The 19,546-nt window shown below is 61.9% G+C and carries 16 protein-coding genes; 4 read left to right on the top strand and 12 right to left on the bottom strand.

Annotated features, from left to right (window positions below; all coding sequences use genetic code 11):
* Nucleotides 1–94 precede the first annotated feature (94 nt).
* Nucleotides 95–733: a 2-dehydro-3-deoxy-phosphogluconate aldolase gene (locus EFD55_RS25130; RefSeq protein ID WP_125848538.1), complete on the bottom strand. Its 639-nt coding sequence runs from the start codon at nt 731–733 to the stop codon at nt 95–97.
* A 154-nt stretch (nt 734–887) separates the two neighbouring features.
* On the opposite strand from EFD55_RS25130, the gene EFD55_RS25125 reads away from it, so the two are divergent.
* The 3 genes from EFD55_RS25125 to trhO are packed head-to-tail and all read left to right on the top strand — an operon-like array spanning nt 888 to nt 3,252.
* The gene (locus tag EFD55_RS25125) at nt 888–1,376 is read left to right on the top strand and encodes a CYTH domain-containing protein (RefSeq protein WP_125848536.1); all 489 of its coding nucleotides are present in this window, start codon (nt 888–890) and stop codon (nt 1,374–1,376) included.
* Nucleotides 1,354–2,262 (top strand): CHAD domain-containing protein, encoded by a 909-nt coding sequence (locus tag EFD55_RS25120; protein ID WP_125848534.1) that lies wholly within the window; start codon nt 1,354–1,356, stop codon nt 2,260–2,262. The genes EFD55_RS25125 and EFD55_RS25120 overlap by 23 nt, the downstream gene beginning before the upstream one ends.
* Before the next feature lie 60 nt (nt 2,263–2,322).
* The gene (trhO, locus tag EFD55_RS25115; RefSeq protein ID WP_125848679.1) at nt 2,323–3,252 is read left to right on the top strand and encodes an oxygen-dependent tRNA uridine(34) hydroxylase TrhO; all 930 of its coding nucleotides are present in this window, start codon (nt 2,323–2,325) and stop codon (nt 3,250–3,252) included.
* Between the two features lie 47 nt (nt 3,253–3,299).
* Here trhO and EFD55_RS25110 read toward each other — a convergent pair whose 3' ends face one another.
* The 7 genes from EFD55_RS25110 to EFD55_RS25080 all read right to left on the bottom strand — a co-directional run bounded on the left by EFD55_RS25110 (nt 3,300) and on the right by EFD55_RS25080 (nt 13,860).
* On the bottom strand, nt 3,300–5,513 hold the full coding sequence (locus tag EFD55_RS25110; protein ID WP_125848532.1) for a putative bifunctional diguanylate cyclase/phosphodiesterase: 2,214 nt from the start codon (nt 5,511–5,513) through the stop codon (nt 3,300–3,302).
* A 151-nt stretch (nt 5,514–5,664) separates the two neighbouring features.
* Complete coding sequence (locus EFD55_RS25105) at nt 5,665–7,038, bottom strand: GH1 family beta-glucosidase (protein WP_125848530.1); 1,374 nt, start codon at nt 7,036–7,038, stop codon at nt 5,665–5,667.
* A 464-nt stretch (nt 7,039–7,502) separates the two neighbouring features.
* A complete protein-coding gene (locus EFD55_RS25100) occupies nt 7,503–8,690 on the bottom strand; it encodes a Gfo/Idh/MocA family protein (RefSeq protein WP_125848528.1) in 1,188 nt (395 codons plus the stop codon).
* 227 nt (nt 8,691–8,917) lie between these two features.
* Complete coding sequence (locus EFD55_RS25095) at nt 8,918–9,973, bottom strand: sugar phosphate isomerase/epimerase family protein (RefSeq protein ID WP_125848526.1); 1,056 nt, start codon at nt 9,971–9,973, stop codon at nt 8,918–8,920.
* A gap of 249 nt (nt 9,974–10,222) precedes the next feature.
* Nucleotides 10,223–11,170, bottom strand: coding sequence for a substrate-binding domain-containing protein (locus tag EFD55_RS25090; protein ID WP_125848524.1), 948 nt, complete (start codon nt 11,168–11,170; stop codon nt 10,223–10,225).
* An 85-nt stretch (nt 11,171–11,255) separates the two neighbouring features.
* Complete coding sequence (locus EFD55_RS25085) at nt 11,256–12,260, bottom strand: ABC transporter permease (protein WP_125848521.1); 1,005 nt, start codon at nt 12,258–12,260, stop codon at nt 11,256–11,258.
* A 73-nt stretch (nt 12,261–12,333) separates the two neighbouring features.
* Nucleotides 12,334–13,860, bottom strand: coding sequence for a sugar ABC transporter ATP-binding protein (locus EFD55_RS25080; RefSeq protein WP_125848519.1), 1,527 nt, complete (start codon nt 13,858–13,860; stop codon nt 12,334–12,336).
* A 272-nt stretch (nt 13,861–14,132) separates the two neighbouring features.
* Between EFD55_RS25080 and EFD55_RS25075 the strand changes: the two genes are divergently transcribed.
* The gene (locus EFD55_RS25075) at nt 14,133–15,164 is read left to right on the top strand and encodes a LacI family DNA-binding transcriptional regulator (RefSeq protein WP_125848518.1); all 1,032 of its coding nucleotides are present in this window, start codon (nt 14,133–14,135) and stop codon (nt 15,162–15,164) included.
* A 64-nt stretch (nt 15,165–15,228) separates the two neighbouring features.
* On the opposite strand, the gene xylA is transcribed toward EFD55_RS25075, so the two are convergent.
* The 4 genes from xylA to EFD55_RS33510 form a co-directional block, all read right to left on the bottom strand.
* A complete protein-coding gene (gene xylA, locus EFD55_RS25070; protein ID WP_125848516.1) occupies nt 15,229–16,539 on the bottom strand; it encodes a xylose isomerase in 1,311 nt (436 codons plus the stop codon).
* 200 nt (nt 16,540–16,739) lie between these two features.
* Nucleotides 16,740–18,194, bottom strand: coding sequence for a xylulokinase (gene xylB / locus EFD55_RS25065; protein WP_125848514.1), 1,455 nt, complete (start codon nt 18,192–18,194; stop codon nt 16,740–16,742).
* Between the two features lie 19 nt (nt 18,195–18,213).
* Nucleotides 18,214–19,239 (bottom strand): LacI family DNA-binding transcriptional regulator, encoded by a 1,026-nt coding sequence (locus EFD55_RS25060; protein ID WP_125848512.1) that lies wholly within the window; start codon nt 19,237–19,239, stop codon nt 18,214–18,216.
* 20 nt (nt 19,240–19,259) lie between these two features.
* Nucleotides 19,260–19,546: hypothetical protein (locus EFD55_RS33510; RefSeq protein ID WP_208653552.1), on the bottom strand; the 287-nt coding region annotated here is incomplete at its 5' end.

Genomic DNA, 19,546 nt, shown 5'->3' with positions numbered 1-19,546 from the left:
TGTTTGAGGCTGGAGGAGAACATAGGTTTGCGACGGCTGAAATACAAATTGGAGGCTCGCCGAGAAGCTTACCCTCTATCTAAGAAATACGACATCAAGCCTTCAGCGCCGCGGCCTCTGCCGCAAGCTTGGTGATCCCTGCCCAATCGCCGGCTGCGACCAGTTCCTTCGGCGCCACCCACGAACCACCGACGCAGATGACGTTCGGCAGCGAGAGGTAATCATTGGCGTTCTTCAGCGAGATGCCGCCGGTCGGGCAGAACAGCGTGCCTGCCAGCGGCGAGGAGAGCGCTTTGAGATAGGCCGCACCGCCGGCCTGCTCGGCCGGGAAGAACTTCAGAACCTGGTAGCCTTCTTCGCGCAACGCCATGACTTCGCTGGCGGTTGCGGCGCCGGGAAGCAGCGGCACGTCGGAATCGGCTGCCGCGTCGAGCAGTTCCTGCGTCGTGCCCGGGCTGACGATGAATTTCGAGCCGGCCTCGACGGCGGCTTTCCAATGGGCGACATTGAGGATCGTGCCGGCGCCGACTTCGGCGCCCTCGACCTCGTTGGCGACGGCACGCACGGCATCGAGTGCCGCCGGCGTGCGCATGGTGATCTCGATCGCCTTCAGGCCACCTGCGACGAGCGCACGTGCCAGCAGCACGGCCGACTTCGCATCGTCGACGATAAGCACCGGAACGACGGGCTGGAGTTTCAGGATGGAAAGGAGCTTGTCTGTTTTCTCGCCCATGGCCGTACGGTTTCCTTGAAACGATTGAAATCCGGTTTCCGAATAACGCTCCGGCGTGACCTTGTCGAGATAAAACCAGACTTGCAACATGATGGGTAGGAAATGCGTGGGAATTGGGCTACCGTGCCTGGATCGTCACAAAAGGTTCACCGGTATGGCGAAAGAGATCGAGCGGAAGTTTCTCGTGCGCAGCGACGGATGGCGTTCCGCGGTGGAGACGAAGTCGAGCCTGAGACAGGGCTACATCGCCTCGATGGACGACCGTTCCGTGCGCGTGCGCATCCTCGACGGCAAGAAGGCGAGACTGACGATCAAGATCGGCCGCAGCGCCATCACCCGCGACGAATTCGAATATGACATTCCGGTCGCCGACGCCGAAGAATTGTTACAGGCCGCAATCGGCATCGTCATCGAGAAGACGCGCTACCGCGTTCCCTATGAGGGCTTCGTCTGGGAGGTCGACGTCTTTGCCGGCGAACATCGCGGATTGGTGATCGCCGAGGTGGAAATGACGTCGGAAACCGACAAGCCGGCCCTGCCCAGCTGGCTTGGCCGCGAAGTAACCGGCGATTTCCGCTATTCCAACCAGGCCCTCGCTACAGAATACGAGCACGACAGGCATGGGCTATCGCATACGGCCTGAGGCCGATTTCACCGAGGAATTCCGCATCGTTGCCACGGACCAGCTTTCCCGTGCCATCACTGTTCTCGACGAGCGACCGGATGGCGTCGACGAGGCAATCCATTCCTTCCGCAAGAACCTGAAGCGGCTGCGCTCGCTCTACCGGCTCGTCGCCCGCGAGGTGCCGGATTTCCAGAAACGTGAAAATGCAAGGCTGCGCGAGACGGCGCGGTCGCTGTCGGCAATCCGCGACGCGGCCGCACTCATCGGCACCGTGGAGTATCTGCGGCACACCGCCCGCAGCCCCGACGAGAATGAAGCGCTCGGCCGCATCATCACCGTTCTGGAAGGGCGCCGGGACTGGATTGCAGAGGCCGAACGCGGGCTGGAACAGCGGCTGAAGGAGGCCGCCGGCACGCTGAAGGAGGCGATCGCCTCGCTCGACACGATCGCCTTCGACGGCAACCACCGCAAGAATGCCCGCATGCTGGGCAAGAGCTGGCGCCGCACGAGCCTGAAGGCGAAGGCGGCGCTGATGGCCTGCCATGACGAGGGAACGGCCGAAGATTTCCATGATCTTCGCAAGCGCACCTACGACTACCGGCTCTACCATACTCTTTTGAGCGATGTCTGGCCGGGCGCCATGAAGGCCAAGCGCGATGCGGCCAAGACGCTCGTCGAGGATCTCGGCCATATCCATGATCTCGTCGTGCTCTCCGAACTCGTCGAAGCCGAACCGCAGCTCTTCACCCGCAACGACGACCTGACGCATCTGCTCGACGCCATCATCTTCCGCCAGCAGGAAGACCGTCGTCAGGCGCTCGTCAAGGCCGAAGCCGTCTTCGCCGATGACCCGGACGAGGAAGCGCAGCGCATCGAGCTTCTCTGGCTGGCGACCGGGAACTGAGAAAAGGCGCCATTGGCGAAGGCAATTGCGCGGCTCGCCGATTTTCTGTATTTCCGGCCCATGACCGACAGCCTGACACACACCAGCCCGTTCCTCGTGGCGGCGCTCTACCATTTCGTTTCCGTGCCGCGCTTTCAGAGCCTGCAAGGCCCGCTGCAGGCGCTCTGTGAGGAGAACGGCGTCAAGGGAACGCTGCTTCTGGCACATGAGGGCATCAACGGTACGATCGCGGGGCCGGATGCCGGCATTGTCGCCGTACTCTCCTTCCTGCGCGCCCAGCCGGAATTTTCAGGCCTAGAGCACAAGGAGAGCCGCGCTTCGAAAATGCCCTTCCTGCGCATGAAGGTGAAGCTGAAGAAGGAAATCGTCACCATGGGCGTTGAAGACATCGACCCCAACAAGGTTGTCGGCACCTATGTGGCGCCCAAGGACTGGAACGCGCTGATATCGGATCCCGATACGATCGTCATCGATACCCGCAACGACTACGAGACGGCGATCGGCACCTTTCGCGGCGCTCTCGACCCGAAGACGAAGACGTTCCGCGAGTTTCCCGATTGGGTGCGCCAGAATCCCGGTCTGCACAACAAGCCGAAGGTCGCCATGTACTGCACCGGCGGCATACGCTGTGAGAAGGCCACCGCCTTCATGAAGGCGCAGGGCTTCGACGAGGTCTATCATCTCAAAGGCGGCATCCTGAAATATCTGGAGGAAGTGCCGCAGGAGGAAAGCCTCTGGGATGGCGCCTGCTTCGTCTTCGACGAGCGCGTCTCCGTCGAGCACGGGCTTAGGGAAGGCGAACACAGGCTCTGCCACGCCTGCCGCAACCCGATCACCGCCGAGGAAATCACCTCGCCGCTCTACGAGGAAGGCGTTTCCTGCAGCCACTGCTATCACACGCGCACGGAAGAAGATCGGCTGCGCTACCGTCAGCGGCAGCACCAGATCGCACTCGCGAAAAAGCGCGGCCAGCGGCATATCGGCAGCTGAATCCGGATTCTTTTTGAGTCCGGCCTGCCGAAGCCCCCCGTAGCCGGTCAGGCAGCGCCGAGACGACGCCGGGCTTCTGGCTCCGCCGCCTGCCGCTCGTCCAGCATCTCCGTGATGAGATCGGCCGTCATCGGCTTTCCGAACAAATAGCCTTGCAGGCAATCGCATCCGAACAGGCGCATCGCCACCGCTTGCGCCTCGGTCTCGATGCCTTCAGCCGTGACAGGAATGTCGAGCGAGCGGGCAAGCGCCACCGTCGCCTGCAGCATCTCGCGCTGCCGTTTGTCCTCGTTGATATCAATAACCAGCGAGCGGTCGATCTTGATGCGGTCGAAGCCGAACTGTCTGAGATAACCGATCGAGGAGAAGCCGGAACCGAAGTCGTCGAGCGCCACCTTCACCCCCAGGCCCTTCAGCCGCTCGATCGACTGGCGGGTGCGCTGCGGATTCTGGATCATGTAGCCTTCGGTGATTTCGAGCGTGACGCGGCCGGCTCCGATCTCCGTCTGCTTCAGCACGTAGCGCACATAATCGGTGAAAGCAGGATTGCGGAACTGGCCGGGTGAGACGTTGACGGAGATGCCGAGGCCAGGCCATTGCTTGGCCGTCTCGCAGGCCTTGCGCAGCACGAACAGCCCGAGCGATTCGATTAGGCCGCTGGTCTCGGCGATCGGAATGAAAACTTCGGGTGAAACCGGCCCGTGGCCCGGACGATTCCAGCGCACCAGCGCCTCGACGCCGGTGAGCGCATGCGTCGTCGCATCGACCAGCGGCTGATAGGCGAGCGTCAGGTCGCCGCTTTCGATGGCGACCCTGAGGTCGATCTCCAGCGCATTGCGCTGCTCTCGATCGGTATCCATCGACGGATCGTAGAGCGTCATCCGCGCGCGGCCGGCCTCCTTGGCCTTGTACATGGCAAGGTCGGAGCGACGCACCAGTTCCTCGCGTTCGATGGCGCCCACGGGCGACATGGCAATGCCGATGCTTGCCCCGACGACGACGACGCGGCGACCGATCTCCAGCGGCTCGGCCAGAAAATCGAGGATCTGTTCGGAAAGCTGGAGAGCCGCGGCGTTTTCGCCGTCGGAAAGAAAAGCGATGGCAAATTCATCGCCGCCGATGCGGGCGAGAACCGCGCCTTGAGGAATGAGCACGGCGAGGCCGGCTGCGACCGCGCGGATCAACTGATCGCCGGTACCGTGGCCGTAACTGTCGTTGACTTCCTTGAAGCCGTCGAGGTCGAGATAGAGAAGCAGTACGTTGCGCTTGGTCTGGCGTGCCTCCACCACGAAACGGTCGACCGCGAGCCCGAGACCATCGCGATTGGAAAGGCCGCTCAACCTGTCGCGCAACGCGTCCTCGCGGGCATTGTTTTCCTCGCTCTTCAGCCGGCGGCCGGCAAGCCAGCCGATGACCAGCAGCACTATGAAGAACAGCCCGACCAGTCCGAGCGCCTGGATGACCATCGGCCGCACCTGTGCGTAGCCGACATCGCCAGGCGAACGCGAGGTCCAGACGAGTTTGGCGAGCATCGCCCCCGCAGGATCGGCGATCGGCACGAAATAATCGGCTTCGAGGGCCGGCGGCGCCAGCCTCAGCCCGCCGATGACATAGGTCTGGCCGAGCCCGGCCACCCTGTCGTCATCGAGATGGCGGGCGAAAATGAGATAGCGGTGCTGACCGGCCGGCACATCCAGCGCACCGGATTTTTTCCGCACCAATGCGACGCCGACTGCGGCAATGCCGCGCTTGGTGGCGACGAAACCGACCGCCTGGGGACGATCGGCAGGACCGGCCGACTTGACCGTGTCGAGAAGGGTCCAGAGCGACGGTTGAAAGAAATCCGCCGGCGGCTCCTCCATCGGCTGCCCGTCGCGATAGGCGAGGATCGCCTTCTTCTGATCGTCAATGACGATTGCCATATCGAAAAGCGAACTGTTGAGCGACATCTCGCCGTAGTTGCTGACCGTCCATGCCATGCCCTCGGGCGCATAGACGTTGACGGCGGCGTCGTCCCAGGCGGCGTAGTCGTCGAGTGTCGCGCCGAGCTGATCCTCGAAAGTCTTCAACGCGCCGATCGTCGTTTCGCGCGAGCGCTCGTCATCGAGAAGATTGGCATTTTCAGCCACGCGTTCGAGCGCCGTCAGCACCATGATGGTGACGACGGCGACGATGACGGCGAAGGAGAAAAGCACGCCCGTGACGGTGATGTGACGGCCTATTCCCGATCCCTTGCTCTGCGACTTTGCGACTGTCTGCATTACGGCTCCCTGACGGTCGAATTCTGCCAGTCAAGGGTTCAAAAACGTTTAAGCAACCGCCTGTTGAAGATTTTACGGCGGTCTATTTTTGCCTTTGCCGTTGATGCAAAGCTTCATTCAAGCAATGTCAGCCACTTAACGGGGATGAGGCCTAACCTGCTTTGTGGTTTCCCTTCGGGAATTGCGCCGCCAAGTCGCTGTACCACTTGCCGCTCTTCTTCACCGTGCGCACTTGTGTCCCATAATCGACATGGACGAGGCCAAAGCGCATGCGATAGCCTTCCGCCCATTCGAAATTGTCCATCAGGCTCCAGGCGAAATAACCGCGCATGGGATAACCGTCTTTGATGAGGTCGGCAACGACGTCGAGATGGTCGCCGACATAGTCGAGGCGCATCGTGTCGTCCACCTCGCCATCGACGACGTCGGTGTTGTCGCAGGCGCCGTTCTCGGTGATGTAGCATTCCGGCAGTTGGTAGCGGCGGTAGAGATCCTCGACCAGGAGCTTCAATCCCGGCGCATAGATTTCCCAGCCGATATCGGTTTTGACGTCGCTTACCGGCGGCGCTTCCAGCGTCCAGGGGAAATCGCCCTTGCGGTCGGCACCGTCGAAAACACGCTCGGGCTTGTAGTAGTTCAAACCCCACCAATCGAGCTTCTGGCTGATGAGCTTGAGGTCGCCCTCCTCGATGACAGGCATGCGGTCGCCGAGCGCCTCGACGAACTCCTTCGGATATTCGCCCTTGAAGACGGGATCGAAGAAGGCGCCATTGTGGAACTGGTGCGCCCGCTCGCCGGCGGCAAGATCGGCCGGGCTGTCGGAGCCGGGAATGATCGAGGCAGCGTTGAGCACGAGCCCGACCGGCACATTGGGGGCTTCGGAGCGGATCGCCTCGACGCCGAGGCCATGGGCGAGGTTCATGTAGTGCATGGCGTGAAGGGCGGCCTGCATGTTGCGCTCACCCGGAGCATGGATGCCGTAGAGATGGCTCAACCAGACGATGCACCAGGGCTCGTTGAAGGTGGCGACCCTATCGAGACGGTCGCCGAGGCGGTTCATGACAGTCTTGGCATAGCGCTGAAAGGCATAGGCGGTCGAGCGCGCCGTCCAGCCGCCGTCGCCGGCAAGCAGCAGAGGCAGGTCCCAATGGTAGAGCGTTGCGAAAGTCTTGATCCCACGTGCCTTGCAGCCGTCAACCAGCCGATCGTAGAAATCGAGACCGGCCTCGTTTACCGGACCGGCACCGTCAGGGATGATGCGCGGCCAGGCAATGGAAAACCGGTAAGCTTCGACACCCATGTCCTTGATGAGATCGAGGTCCTGCTCCAGCCGATTATAGTGATCGCAGGCGACATCGCCGTTGTCGCGATTGTAGACACGGCCGGGCATATTGCAGAAAGCGTCCCAGATCGACGGCTTGCGGCCATCGGCCTTGCTGGCGCCTTCGATCTGGAAGGCGGCGGTGGCCACGCCGAAGGTGAAGTCGCCAGGAAAGCGCTCTGCGAACTTTTTCGGATCGATCATCTCTAAAATCCTGTCTCTAAAGCATGTCGCGCAAAAGCGTGCCTCGGTTTTGCGACGACGACATGCGGAAAATCAAAGATCTCAAGTGTGGCAGGTGAATCTGACAGACCGCGCCACGCTTTGGGTTGAGGTCGTTATGCGGGATTTAGCCAAGCCCAAAGGCAAAGTACAGGGTGGCGGCGAGAAAAACTACAACGTTGCAGGAGGGGCCCTCCTTCCAGTCCTTCGCACGCTGATCGGCAATGTCAGCAGTCGTGACTTGCTGTCGAGACCACGATCCTTACACGGGAGATGGCTCACAAAACCCTTGCGGCCGCAGGTGCCGGACCGGTGAAAGTCGATAATTTGCTAAAGCGCGGCCACGCTGTTGCTGCCTGACCGAAAGCAAAACAAAGACGCCGAGGTGGCCTGGAGCCACCTCGGCGTTTTTCAATACGCGCCGCTCGCAGCGGGGATCGGTAAAATCAGACCTTGACCCATGCGCCGTTCTTCTTGGAAGACGCGACGCAGGCTTCGACGAAGGCGACACCTTTCACGCCATCATCGACTGTGGGGTAGATCACCGCTTTGTCGACTGTCTTGCCCTTCTTGCGGGCGTTGATCGCATGCGCGGCTTCCGTATAGATCGTCGCAAACGCCTCGAGATAACCCTCCGGATGCCCTGACGGCACACGCGTGACGCGGCCGGCAGCCGCGCCTGCGCCGGCGCCGCCGCGGGTGATCAGCCGCTTCGGCTCGCCGAAAGGCGTGTACCAGAGGTAGTTCGGATCCTTCTGGGTCCATTCCAGCCCGCCCTTAGTGCCGTAGATGCGCACCATCAGGCCGTTCTCATGGCCGGGCGCCACCTGGCTGCACCAGAGCATGCCCTTTGCCGGCTTCTCCGAGCCCTTCGCCTTGAAGCGAAGCAAGACATGGGCGTTATCATCCAGCCTGCGGCCCGGAACGAAACTGTCGAGATCGGCGGCCAGGCTGTCGAGCTCAAGGCCTGATATGAAGGAGGCGAGGTTATAGGCATGCGTGCCGATATCGCCGGTCGAGCCGCCGACGCCCGACTGCGCCGGATCGGTGCGCCAGGCGGCCTGTTTCTGGCCGGTCTGCTCGACCGCTTCCGTCAGCCAGTCCTGCGGATATTCGGCCTGGACGACTCTTATATCGCCGAGTTCGCCGTTCGCGATCATCTCACGCGCATGGCGGACCATTGGATAACCGGTATAGTTATGCGTCAGCACGAAGAGAGCGCCGCTCTCATCGGCGACCTTCTTGAGCTTCTTGGCATCAGCAAGATTGGATGTCAGCGGCTTATCGCAGATGACATGGATGCCGCGCTTCAGGAATTCCTTGGCCGCATCGTAGTGCACGTGGTTCGGCGTGACGATCGCCACCGCCTCGATGCCGTTCTTCAGCTTCGCCTCGCGGATCGCCATCTCGCGGTAGCTGGAATAGGTCCGCGACGGGTCGAGGCCGAGGTCGCGGCCGGATTGAACGGCCTTATCAGGCGTCGACGACAATGCGCCGGCCACGAGGTCGTACTGGTCGTCGATACGGGCTGCGATACGGTGTACTGCGCCGATGAACGCGCCCGCGCCGCCGCCCACCATGCCGAGCCGAATGCGCGGCTCGCGGGTCTGTTCGGATGATGCTTCGATTGCCATTCTTGTCCTCCTGGAATTCAAACTTGGTGCGGATGCGGCCCCTCATCCGGCTGCCGCCACCGACCGGGGTCGAGCCACGGGTCTCGACCCGTCCTTCGGACCCCCGCCAGCGGGGCGAAGGGATATGCCGCGATGTCTACGCCCAACTCTACGGTTGGTACGGCAAGTCCCCTCTCCCCGTCAGAACGGGAGGTTAGGGTGAGGGGCAACAAACCGGTGTGCGCTGATTAGGAAAGCCCCAGCATCCGCCGGTTCGCCGCCTGGTCCGTGCCGCTGCCGGCAAAATCGTCGAAGGCTTTCTCGGTGACGCGGATGATATGCGCGGCCACGAATTCGGCCCCTTCGCGGGCGCCGTCCTCCGGATGCTTCAGCGCGCACTCCCATTCGACCACGGCCCAGCCGTCGAAATTGTTGGCCGTCATCTTCGAGAAGACCGCGCCAAAATCGACCTGGCCGTCGCCGAGCGAGCGGAAGCGGCCGGCGCGTTCCACCCAACCCTGGTAGCCGCCGTAGACGCCCTGGCGCCCGGTCGGATTGAACTCCGCATCCTTGACGTGGAACATCTTGATGCGGTCCTTGTAGATGTCGATGTTGTCGAGATAGTCGAGGCACTGCAGGACGTAGTGCGAGGGATCGTAGAGCATGTTGGCGCGCGGATGGTTCTTCACGCGCTCCAGGAACATCTCGAAGGTGATGCCATCATGCAGGTCTTCACCCGGATGGATCTCGTAGCAGACGTCGATGCCATTTTCGTCGGCATGGTTGAGGATCGGCGTCCAGCGGCGGGCAAGTTCGTCGAAGGCGGTCTCGACGAGGCCGGCCGGACGCTGCGGCCAGGGATAGATGAAAGGCCAGGCAAGCGCGCCGGAGAAGGTCGCATGCGCCTTGAGGCCGAGGTTTTTGGATGCGGTCAGCGCCATCTTGACCTGCTCGACCGCCCATTCCTGGCGAGCTTTCGGATTGCCGCGCACCTCCGGTGCCGCAAACCCATCGAAAGCTTCGTCATAGGCCGGGTGAACGGCGACCAGCTGGCCTTGCAGATGGGTCGAAAGTTCGGTGATCTCGATGCCGTTTTCGCGGGCCGTGCCGGCGAATTCGTCGCAATAGTCCTTGGACGTGGCAGCCTTCTTCAGATTGATCAGCTGGCTCGCCCAGGTCGGCACCTGGACGCCCTTGTAACCGATATCGGCCGCCCATTTGGTAATCGCGTCCCAGGAATTGAAAGGAGCGGTATCGCCCGCGAACTGGCCAAGGAAAAGGCCGGGACCTTTGATCGTCTTCATGTCAGATTCCTCCCTGAATATCGACCGTAAACGTTTCTGAAAACTTGTAGCACGCAATTTGGCGGGCGCAAGGCGCTTCCCGCCCTTGATTCACGGATTTGGCGCCAGGCCGGATACGATGTGGCTGCGAGCTAATCATGATGGGCATTGGCGGGCAAGAAGTACGTGAAGCATTTTCAACCGCATGTCGCATGCGGGCATAAAAAATGCGCCCATCCTTTCGAATGGGCGCATCGTCCAGTCAGCGGATCAGAACGGAGAATCCGGGAAGTAGAAGTCCTTGGCATTCTCCTTGGTGACGAGCGTCGCATCGAGAATGTAGCTGCCGTGGACCGGGACCTGGTCGTAGAGCGCAGCAGCCGTCAGTTCCATCGCCGTACCGACCATTGCCGGCGGATAGAGAACGTCGACCGGGATCAGCTTGTCGCCGTCCATGACCTTCTTGACCATGTCCTTGGAGCCGGCGCCGGCGACAACATACTTGATGTCGGTGCGCTTGGCCTGCTCGATCGCCTGGAGAACGCCGACGGCCATGTCGTCATCCTGGCACCATACGACGTCGATCTTCTGGTACTTCGTCAGGTAGTCCTGCATGACCTTGAAGGCATCGTCGCGGTTCCAATTGCCGTATTGGCGGTCGAGAACCTTGACGTTCGAGCCGGCAATGCCCTTGTCGAAACCGTCCTGGCGCTGCTGGTCGATCGGGATCGGCAGACCGCGAATGACGACGACTTCAGCGTCCGGCGTGTTTTCCTTGATGTACTTGCCGGCGACTTCGCCGAGAGCCGGATTGTTGCCGGCGACATAGAGGTCGCGCACGGAGTTGTCGTTGTTGCTCGGCGCACGGTCGACGAGGGCGACGAACTTGCCCTTGCCCTTGACTTCCTTGATGGCGTTGACGAGCGGATCCGGGTCCGACGGCAGGATGACGAGCGCATCGATGCCCTGTGTCTCGAGATCCTGCACGGCGTTTGCCTGGCTGGCAGCATCCGGCGAGGTCTTGACGATAACGTTGAGGCCGGGATGTTCGGCCATCAGCAGCTTGGCGACACGTTCGGCGTGGAACACGACGCCCGAGGTCCAACCATGGTCGGCGGCCGGAATGGATACGCCGATCGTGAATTTCTTGTCCTGGGCGTAGGCGGCGCCGGCGAACGTCACTGCCGCGACCGCGAGACCCAACATCAATTTCCGCATGCTATTTCCTCCCAATGACTTCAGGGACTTTTCCATACCGGGACCGGACGCCCTGTAAACCCGGTCAAAATGCAAGCCGGTCAGATCATGATTTGCGCACCAGCGAGCGCTGGACGAACATCGCGATGATGATGATCGCACCCTGGATGGCGCCGATCAGGTATTCGCTGATGAAATTCGAAAGCAGCATGATGTTGCCGACGAGTTCGAGAATGAAAGCGCCGCAGATCGTGCCCCAGACCCGGCCGGCGCCGCCCTTGAGCGCCGTGCCGCCGACGACGACGGCGGTGATCGCCTGCAGCTCCCACAGGATGCCGGTCGTTGCCGACGTCGAGCCGAGACGCGGAACATAGAGCAGCACGGCGATCGCCACGCAGAGCCCCTGGATCACGAAGGCGATCGTCCGCACGCGGTTGACCGCGATCCCCGAATAGCGGGCAACATCGCTGTTTGATCCCACCGCGACGACATGGCGCCCGTATCGGGTGCGATAGAGGATGAAGGCCGCAACCGCCGTCACCGCCAGGATCACCACGATCGGCACCGGCACGCCGGCGATATTGCCGAAATAGGCGGGACGATAGAGCGTCTGGATATCGGGGGAGCGAAGAGTGATCGCACCGCCTTGCGACAGCCATGTCGTCAGGCCGCGATAGATGCCCATCGTGCCGAGCGTCGCGATGAAGGGCTCGATCTTGCCCACCGTGGTGATCAGACCGTTCGCCAGACCGCAGAGCGCGCCGGCGACGACCGTGAAGACGGCCGCGACCGTCAGCATCAGGGCTGGGTCTGCGATGGCCCCCGAATTCATCAGCAGGATCATCAGGCTGGCAACGAAGGCCACCATGGACCCCACCGACAGGTCGAGGTCTCCCGCCGATATCACAAAGGTCGCGCCGACCGCGATGATGGCGATGAAGGCGCTGCGCGTCGCGACATTGGCGAGGTTGGTGATGCCGATGAAGTTGGGATTGACCAGGGCTCCGACGATCAGCAGCAGGGCCAGGGCGACGAAGGGCGCAACCGCGCGCAAGTCGACATCCCGCCAGGACCGACGCCGGATTTGCCTGGTCTCCTCGTTGACGCTCATTTCCAAAACCAACCTCCCGTCCCGTCTCTGGGCATCTTATGTATCGTCCACACCTGCGGACCTGCTTGCGCTCTCAGGCGGCCGCCTTCTTCTTGAGCCCGGCGGCGTAGCGCATGATCTCCTGTTCGGAGATCTCCTCTCCCTCGAGCATGCCGACGATACGCCCCTCGCGCATCACCGCCACCCGCGTGCAGAGGCCGATGACCTCGGGCATCTCCGATGACACGACGATGATCGACCGGCCGTCCCGAGCGAGCGCCGAGATAAAATGATAGATCTGCTGCTTGGTGCCGACATCGATGCCGCGCGTCGGCTCGTCGATGATGATGATATCGGGCTCGGTTTCCATGACCTTGGCCAGCAGCAACTTCTGCTGGTTTCCGCCTGACATGCGGCCGGCGACGATATTGCTGTCGCGAACCCTGATATCGAAACGACGCTTGGCCTTCGCAAGCGCCGCCGCTTCGCTGCCCGGGCTGAGATAGCCGTGACGAGAATGTCTTCCGAGCGATTGCAGCGTCAGATTGGTCATCATGCCGGACCGCAGCAGCAGTCCCTTCGACTTGCGGTCCTTGGTCATATAGGCGAGCCCGCAGCGATTGGCAGCATGGACGTCGCCGGAGGGAACCGTTTCCCCCTTGATCACCACCTCGCCCTCGAGACGCGTCCGCAACCCGGCGATTGCCTCCATCAGCTCGGTCCGGCCGGAACCGATGAGCCCGGAGAAGCCGATGATCTCGCCCTTGCGGACCTCGAAGCTCGCATCCCTGACATAGCCGGTCGATACCGACGAAACGCTGAGGACGACTTCCTCGTCGATATCGGGCTCGACCTTGGCGGGATAGAGGCTGGAAAGCTCGCGGCCGACCATCAGCTGCGCGATCGATTCCCCGTCCAGAATGGATGTCGGCGACGTCTTGATCCACTGGCCGTCGCGCAGGACCGTAACTCGGTCGGTCAGCTCCATCACCTCGTCAAGCTTGTGGGAGACGAAGACGAAGCTGGTGCCTTGGTCGCGCAGCTTGCGAACCTGCTTGAAGAGCATGCTGATCTCTTCCCGCGACAGCACCGCGGTCGGCTCATCCATGAAGACCACGCGCGCGTCGCGGCTGATCGCCTTGGCGATCTCGACCATCTGCTTGTCGGCGATGGAAAGCGTGCTGATCAGCGCATTCTCATCGACATGCGAACCGAGCACATCGAGAGCCTTGCGTGTCTCGGAACGCATGTATTTACGGTCGAGCACACCGAAACGCGTGACCTCGCGCCCCAGGAAAAGGCTCTCCGTCACGGTCAGATGTTCGGCCAGGTTGAATTCCTGGTGGATGATGACGATGCCGAGCGCTTCCGCGGCACCATTGGGCGGCAGCACGACATGCTTGCCATCGAGCAGGATCTCGCCGGAACTCGGCTGTTCAAAGCCCGACAGCACCTTGACGAGCGTGGATTTACCGGCGCCATTTTCACCCATGAGCGCATGGATTTCGCCGGCGCGGAGATCGAAATTCACGCTGAAGAGGACCTGCACGCCGCTGAAGGATTTGCATATGCGCCTGGCGGACAGCACCACGGGTGCGGTGTCGGCAATCTCCACGGTCATTCCTGCCCTCCCCCTAGAGCGTCACGCGTCCAGCGAGACGCGCCCAGGATGCTCCATCCCTTGAACGGACGCATATTCCTCTCCGAAAACCGGTCCTGATTTTCGGGTTATGCGCCAGCGGCTCCCGTCCGCTTTGGACCTTGTGTAAACCTTTACATACTGTATGTAAAGGTTTACATCGTGGATTTACACAGATCCGTTGGAAGCCTGCCTTTGACCTCCCGACAAGTCTGTGTAGTGTCGCGGCGAAGACAGCCCCAAGGCAGAGCTCAGTGTCGAATTCCACGCCCGCTACAATCGAAGACGTCGCCCGGATCGCCGAGGTCTCCATCGCGACGGTTTCCCGGGCAATCCATATGCCCGAGAAGGTCGCCAACTCGACGCGCCTCAAGGTCAACCAGGCGATCGCCATCACCGGCTATACGACCAATGCCATGGCGCGCAGCCTGAGACTCGGCCGCTCCAACATGATCCTCGTGGTCGCGCCCGATATCGGCGACCCCAATTTCTCCAACATTCTTGTCGGGCTGGAAAACGAGGCGCGCGCCCACGGCTACGGCATCCTGATCGGCCACACCCAGAACGATGCCCAGCGGGGCCTCGAATATCTGAAGTTCTTCAATTCCAATCAGGCCGCCGGCCTGATCCTCTTCACCGGCATCCTGCCCTTCGGCCATCAGACCATGACCGCCCGGCTGCCGCCGAGCGTCGGCGTTTTCGAACCGGTGTTTAACGGCGGCATTCCCTATGTCGGTGTCGACGATACCGAGGGCGCGCGAAAGGCCGTGGACCTGCTGCTGGCCGAGGGACATCGCAAGATCGCCTTTATCGGCGATTCCCGCACCCGGCTCGCCTATACCAGGCGCCGCATGGGTTACGATGCCGGTCTGGGCGCCGCCGGCGTCCCGCCCGACACCAGGATCGTGCTCGAAGGCGACGGCACGATCGAAAGCGGACGACATGCGGTCGAGCAGCTTTTCATGCGCGACACGCTTCCAACCGCCTTCATGTGCGTCAACGACCAGACCGCGATCGGAGTCATGGTCGGGCTTGGCGCGCGAGGTTACGATATTCCGCGGGATTTCTCGGTGACGGGCTTCGACGACGTGCCGCAGGCAGTCTTCATATCGCCTTCGCTGACCACGATCCGCCAGCCCAGAACGGCGATCGGCAAGCAGGCGATGGCGCTGCTCTTGGAACTCCTGTCCGACGGCCAGCCGGCCGAGACGGAAATTCTGCTGAGGCCTGATCTGGTGGTTCGCAATTCAGTCTCCGCGCCGTCGCGCAATTGGTTGAAGCGCTGAACCGACACGGCAGTAGCCGGCCGAAAGGATAACGCCGGCGACCAATGGCCGCCGGCGCCTGTCATCAGACGTAACGGTTGACGACGTTCTCGAGCAGTTCCTGCTTGCCGGATCTCGGCTGCGGATTGACGTCCTTGGTCTCGACCCAGTTCGCAATCTCATCCAGCGAATACTCGCCGCGGAAAAGCTTCTGCGCCTCGGCCGAATCCCAGCCGGCGTAACGATCGGCGAGCGGCTGTGACAGAGCCTTGTCCTCGATCATCTTGGCAGCGGCCTTGAGACCGCGAGCGCAGCAATCCATGCCGCCGATATGACCGATCAGCAGATCCGCCGGGTCGAGCGACTGGCGACGCAGCTTCGAGTCGAAGTTGGTGCCGCCGGTCTTGAAGCCACCGCCTGCCAGAACGTGGTAGTAGGCGAGCGCCATTTCCGGAACATTGTTCGGGAACTGGTCGGTATCCCAGCCGGACTGGTAATCGTTGCGGTTCATGTCGATCGAGCCGAAGATGCCGAGCGCATTGGCAAGCGCCAGCTCGTGCTCGAAGGAATGGCCGGCAAGGATCGCATGGCCCTGCTCGATATTGACCTTCACCTCGTTTTCGAGACCGTGATTCTTGAGGAAGCCGTAGACGGTTGCGACGTCATAATCATACTGGTGCTTGGTCGGCTCCTGCGGCTTCGGCTCGATCAGGATCGTGCCCTTGTAGCCGATCTTGTGCTTGTATTCGACGACGAGGTTGAGGAAGCGGCCGAGCTGATCGAGCTCACGCTTGAGATCGGTGTTGAGCAGCGTCTCGTAGCCTTCGCGGCCGCCCCACAGCACGTAGTTCTCGCCGCCGAGCTTCTGCGTGGCGTCGATGCAGGTCTTTACCGTCGCGGCTGCGAAAGCGAAGACATCGGGATCGGGGTTGGTCGCCGCGCCCGACATGTAGCGGCGGTTGGAGAAGAGGTTCGCCGTGCCCCAGAGCAGCTTGGTGCCGGTTGCGGCCTGCTTTTCTGCGAAATAGTCGACGATCTCGTTGAGGTTCTTGGTGTTCTCGGCGAAGCTCTTGCCCTCAGGACGCACGTCGGCGTCGTGGAAGCAGTAGTAGGGCGTGCCAAGCAGCGAGAAGAATTCGAAGGCGACATCCGCCTTGAGCTTGGCAGCCTTCATCGTGTCTTCGAACCAGGGACGCAGGAAGGTCTGGCCGCCGAAGGGATCGCCGCCCGGCCAGGTGAAGGTGTGCCAATAGGCCACGGCAAAACGCAGATGGTCTTCCATGCGCTTGCCGAGGACGATCTCGTCCGGCTGGTAGTAGCGGAAGGCCAGCGGATTGGTGCTGTCGGGGCCTTCGTATTTTACTTTCTGGATATCGCCGAAAAATCCGGTGCTCATGTCACGTCTCCTTGGGTTCGTATTTCTTAACAGTTCTGAATTGTCGTATGCGCCAGAGGCGGCTCCCTCATCCGCCTACCGGCACCTTCTCCCCGCTGGGGAGAAGAAACTTGTGGCAACGTCGCGTCGCCTTCAGATACGGACGCTACGGACTCCCCCTCTCCCCTCGGGGAGAGGGTAGGGTGAGGGGGCGCCCGATCTCAATGCGCCAGCGACTTGATCGCCGGGTAGAGCGCACGATAGCGCTTGTAAGCATCCTCATAAGCGCCGCTCAGGGAAACAACCGGCTCGATCGTTCCTGCCGTCACCGGCGGCGTGCAGACCGCGATAGGATCTGCCCCCGTTGCCGCGATCAGGCCGAGGCGCGCCGCGCCGAAGGCCGCGCCGAAATCGCCGTCGGCCGGCAGATCGACCGGAACGCCGAGCGCGGTCGCGATCGAGGCCAGCCAGTAACGCGAGCGAGAACCGCCGCCGATGGCCGTGACGCGGGAGATGCCGGTGCCGGCCGAACGCAACGCTTCGAGATTGTCGCGGATCGCAAAGGCCACACCTTCGAGCACGGCCTGGGTCAGCACAACGCGGCTGCTTTCATGTTCAAGGCCGATGAAGGCGCCGCGGATGACGGCATCGTTATGCGGCGTGCGCTCGCCGGAGAGATAGGGCAGGAAGGTGACGCCGGTCGGCGCCTTCAGCGTCTCGCCGAGTTCGCCTGTGAGATCGGCGGCCGATTTGCCGGTGACGCTGGAATGCCAATTGAGTGCATCGGTGGCCGACAGGATGACGCCCATCTGATGCCAGGTGTTTGGCAGTGCATGGCAGAAGGCATGCACGGCGCTTTCCGGCTTCGGCAGGTAGGAGCCGTTGGCGGCAAAAAGTACGCCCGAAGTGCCGAGCGAAACGAAGGCAGCGCCATCGCTGACCGTGCCCATGCCGCAGGCCGAGGCCGCATTGTCGCCCGCGCCGCCGGCAACGACGACGTCGCCCGAAATACCCCATTGCGCCGCCAGTTCGGACCGGAGTTTGCCGGCCTGTTCGGTGCCCTCGACAAGCGCCGGCATCTGCTCTTCTGAAAGGCTGGTGGCGGCAAGCAATTCCGAGGACCAGGCGCGCTTGCCGGTGTCGAGCCAGGAGGTGCCGGCCGAATCCGACATTTCGGAAATATATTCACCGGTCAGCCAGAGACGCAGATAGTCCTTCGGCAGCAACACCTTGGCGACCTTTGCGAAAACATCCGGCTCATGCTTCTTGACCCAGGCGAGCTTGGGCGCCGTGAAGCCAGGGAAGACGATGTTGCCGGTGAGTGCGCGAAAGCGCGGATCGGCATCGAGCGCTGCGGCCTCGACATAGCTGCGCGTATCGTTCCAGAGGATGCAGGGACGCAGGACCTTGTCGGCAGCGTCGATGAGCGTCGCGCCATGCATCTGCCCGGAAAGGCCGATACCCCTGACCGCGGCAAACTCCTTGGGATGTTTTGCCTTGAGGCCGGCCACGGCCTCTTCCGTGGCGCGCACCCAGTCGGCCGGCTCCTGCTCCGACCAGCCGGAATGCGGGCGCGAGACGTCGAGTGAACCATTGGCAGAGCCGACGATCTTCTGATCGCCGTCGATCAGCATCGCCTTGACGCCGGAGGTTCCGAGATCGAGACCGAGATACATCTGGTATTCTCCTTTGCCGTTACGGCAGATTGTCTTTCAGGAATATGTCGAGGCGGATGCGTTCCTGCGCTTCGATGACGGCAAGCCCGTCCGCCTTGGCTTTCAGCACGCGCACCGCGCTGCGCACCTCATGTCCAGCATCCTGGTTGAGGATCGCATCGATCGTGTGGTCGAGCAGCGCCGCACGCGTATGGGCAGTCAGTTCGTGGGCAATAACGGTCAGCGTCCGGTCGACGGCCTTCTCCTTCAGCGCCCGGATGAGGCCGCGATTGCCGGCGCCGAGGCTGTAGACGCCGATGATACCGGCATTTCTCGATAGCGCATCGGCAACGAGCATATGAGCGATCTCGGGATCGTCGCGGCCTTCAAGAACCGGCAGGATCGTAAGATCTGGAAATTCCTCCGCCATCACAGAGGTAAACCCCTCCAGCCGCTCGCGATGGTCGCGCACCAGCATGGAGCCGGCAAGCACTGCGATCTCACCTTTTCGCGGCCCGAGAAACCGGCCGAGCAGGCGCGCGGCCGTGCGGCCGGCAGCGATATTGTCAACGCCGGCATAGTGATGGCGAAGCGACCCGGTGAGGTCGGAAACCAGCGTGACGATGGGAAAGCCTGCGCGCACCAGCCTGTCGACGATGGCGCGCACTTCGGGCGCATCGGTCGCAACCATCGCGATGCCGCAGGGCTTCTCCCGGGAAAGTTCTTCGAGCACTGAGACGAGGGCGGCGGGATCGAAGGCCGGCACCTCGATGGTGCGGATGTCGGTGCGCTCCGCCGGCGACCGGAGGATCGCCTGCCGGATCTCGGCATTGAGCCCGTACATGAAGGAATTGTCGCTGGCCGGCAAGATGAAGACCAGCGAATAGGTGCGCCCCTTGGCGAGATTGGCGGCGGCGACGTCCCTGATATAACCGAGCTCACGGATTGCGGCCTCGACCTTTTCCCGCGTGACATGGCGCACACCGGGACGCTGGTTGAGAACCCGGTCGACAGTCGCGAGACTGACACCCGCTGCAGCGGCGATATCGTGAACAGTTGGCCTCATCATTCCTCCTGACGAGACCATTAGCGCCAATTCTGATGTACGTAAATCAAAAAATCGAAGGAGACGGTTTCCGCGTCGTTTTTCCGGCTGTGCCGGCCCGCTTGAACCCATTCACCAAGCGGTCGCGCACGTGATGACACAACAGCCGGAAAGCGGCAAACAAAAAGGCCCTCCGGAGAGGGCCTCAGACTGCTGACAAACCCGTCGATTTTTTCGGCGGGTTTTGCTTTTTTGGCGATAGGATTCTTTGCCGGTCGTGTTGGCAGAGGGCGAAGAAGGAGGTTTCGGCTTACGCCGTGGCCGGTTT

The sequence above is a fragment of the Rhizobium pisi genome, from assembly GCF_003938655.1.
GTDB classification, from domain to species: Bacteria; Pseudomonadota; Alphaproteobacteria; order Rhizobiales; family Rhizobiaceae; genus Rhizobium; species Rhizobium pisi.
Note: the sequence above shows the minus strand (reverse complement) of the source record. Positions and strands in the feature narration are given on the sequence as shown.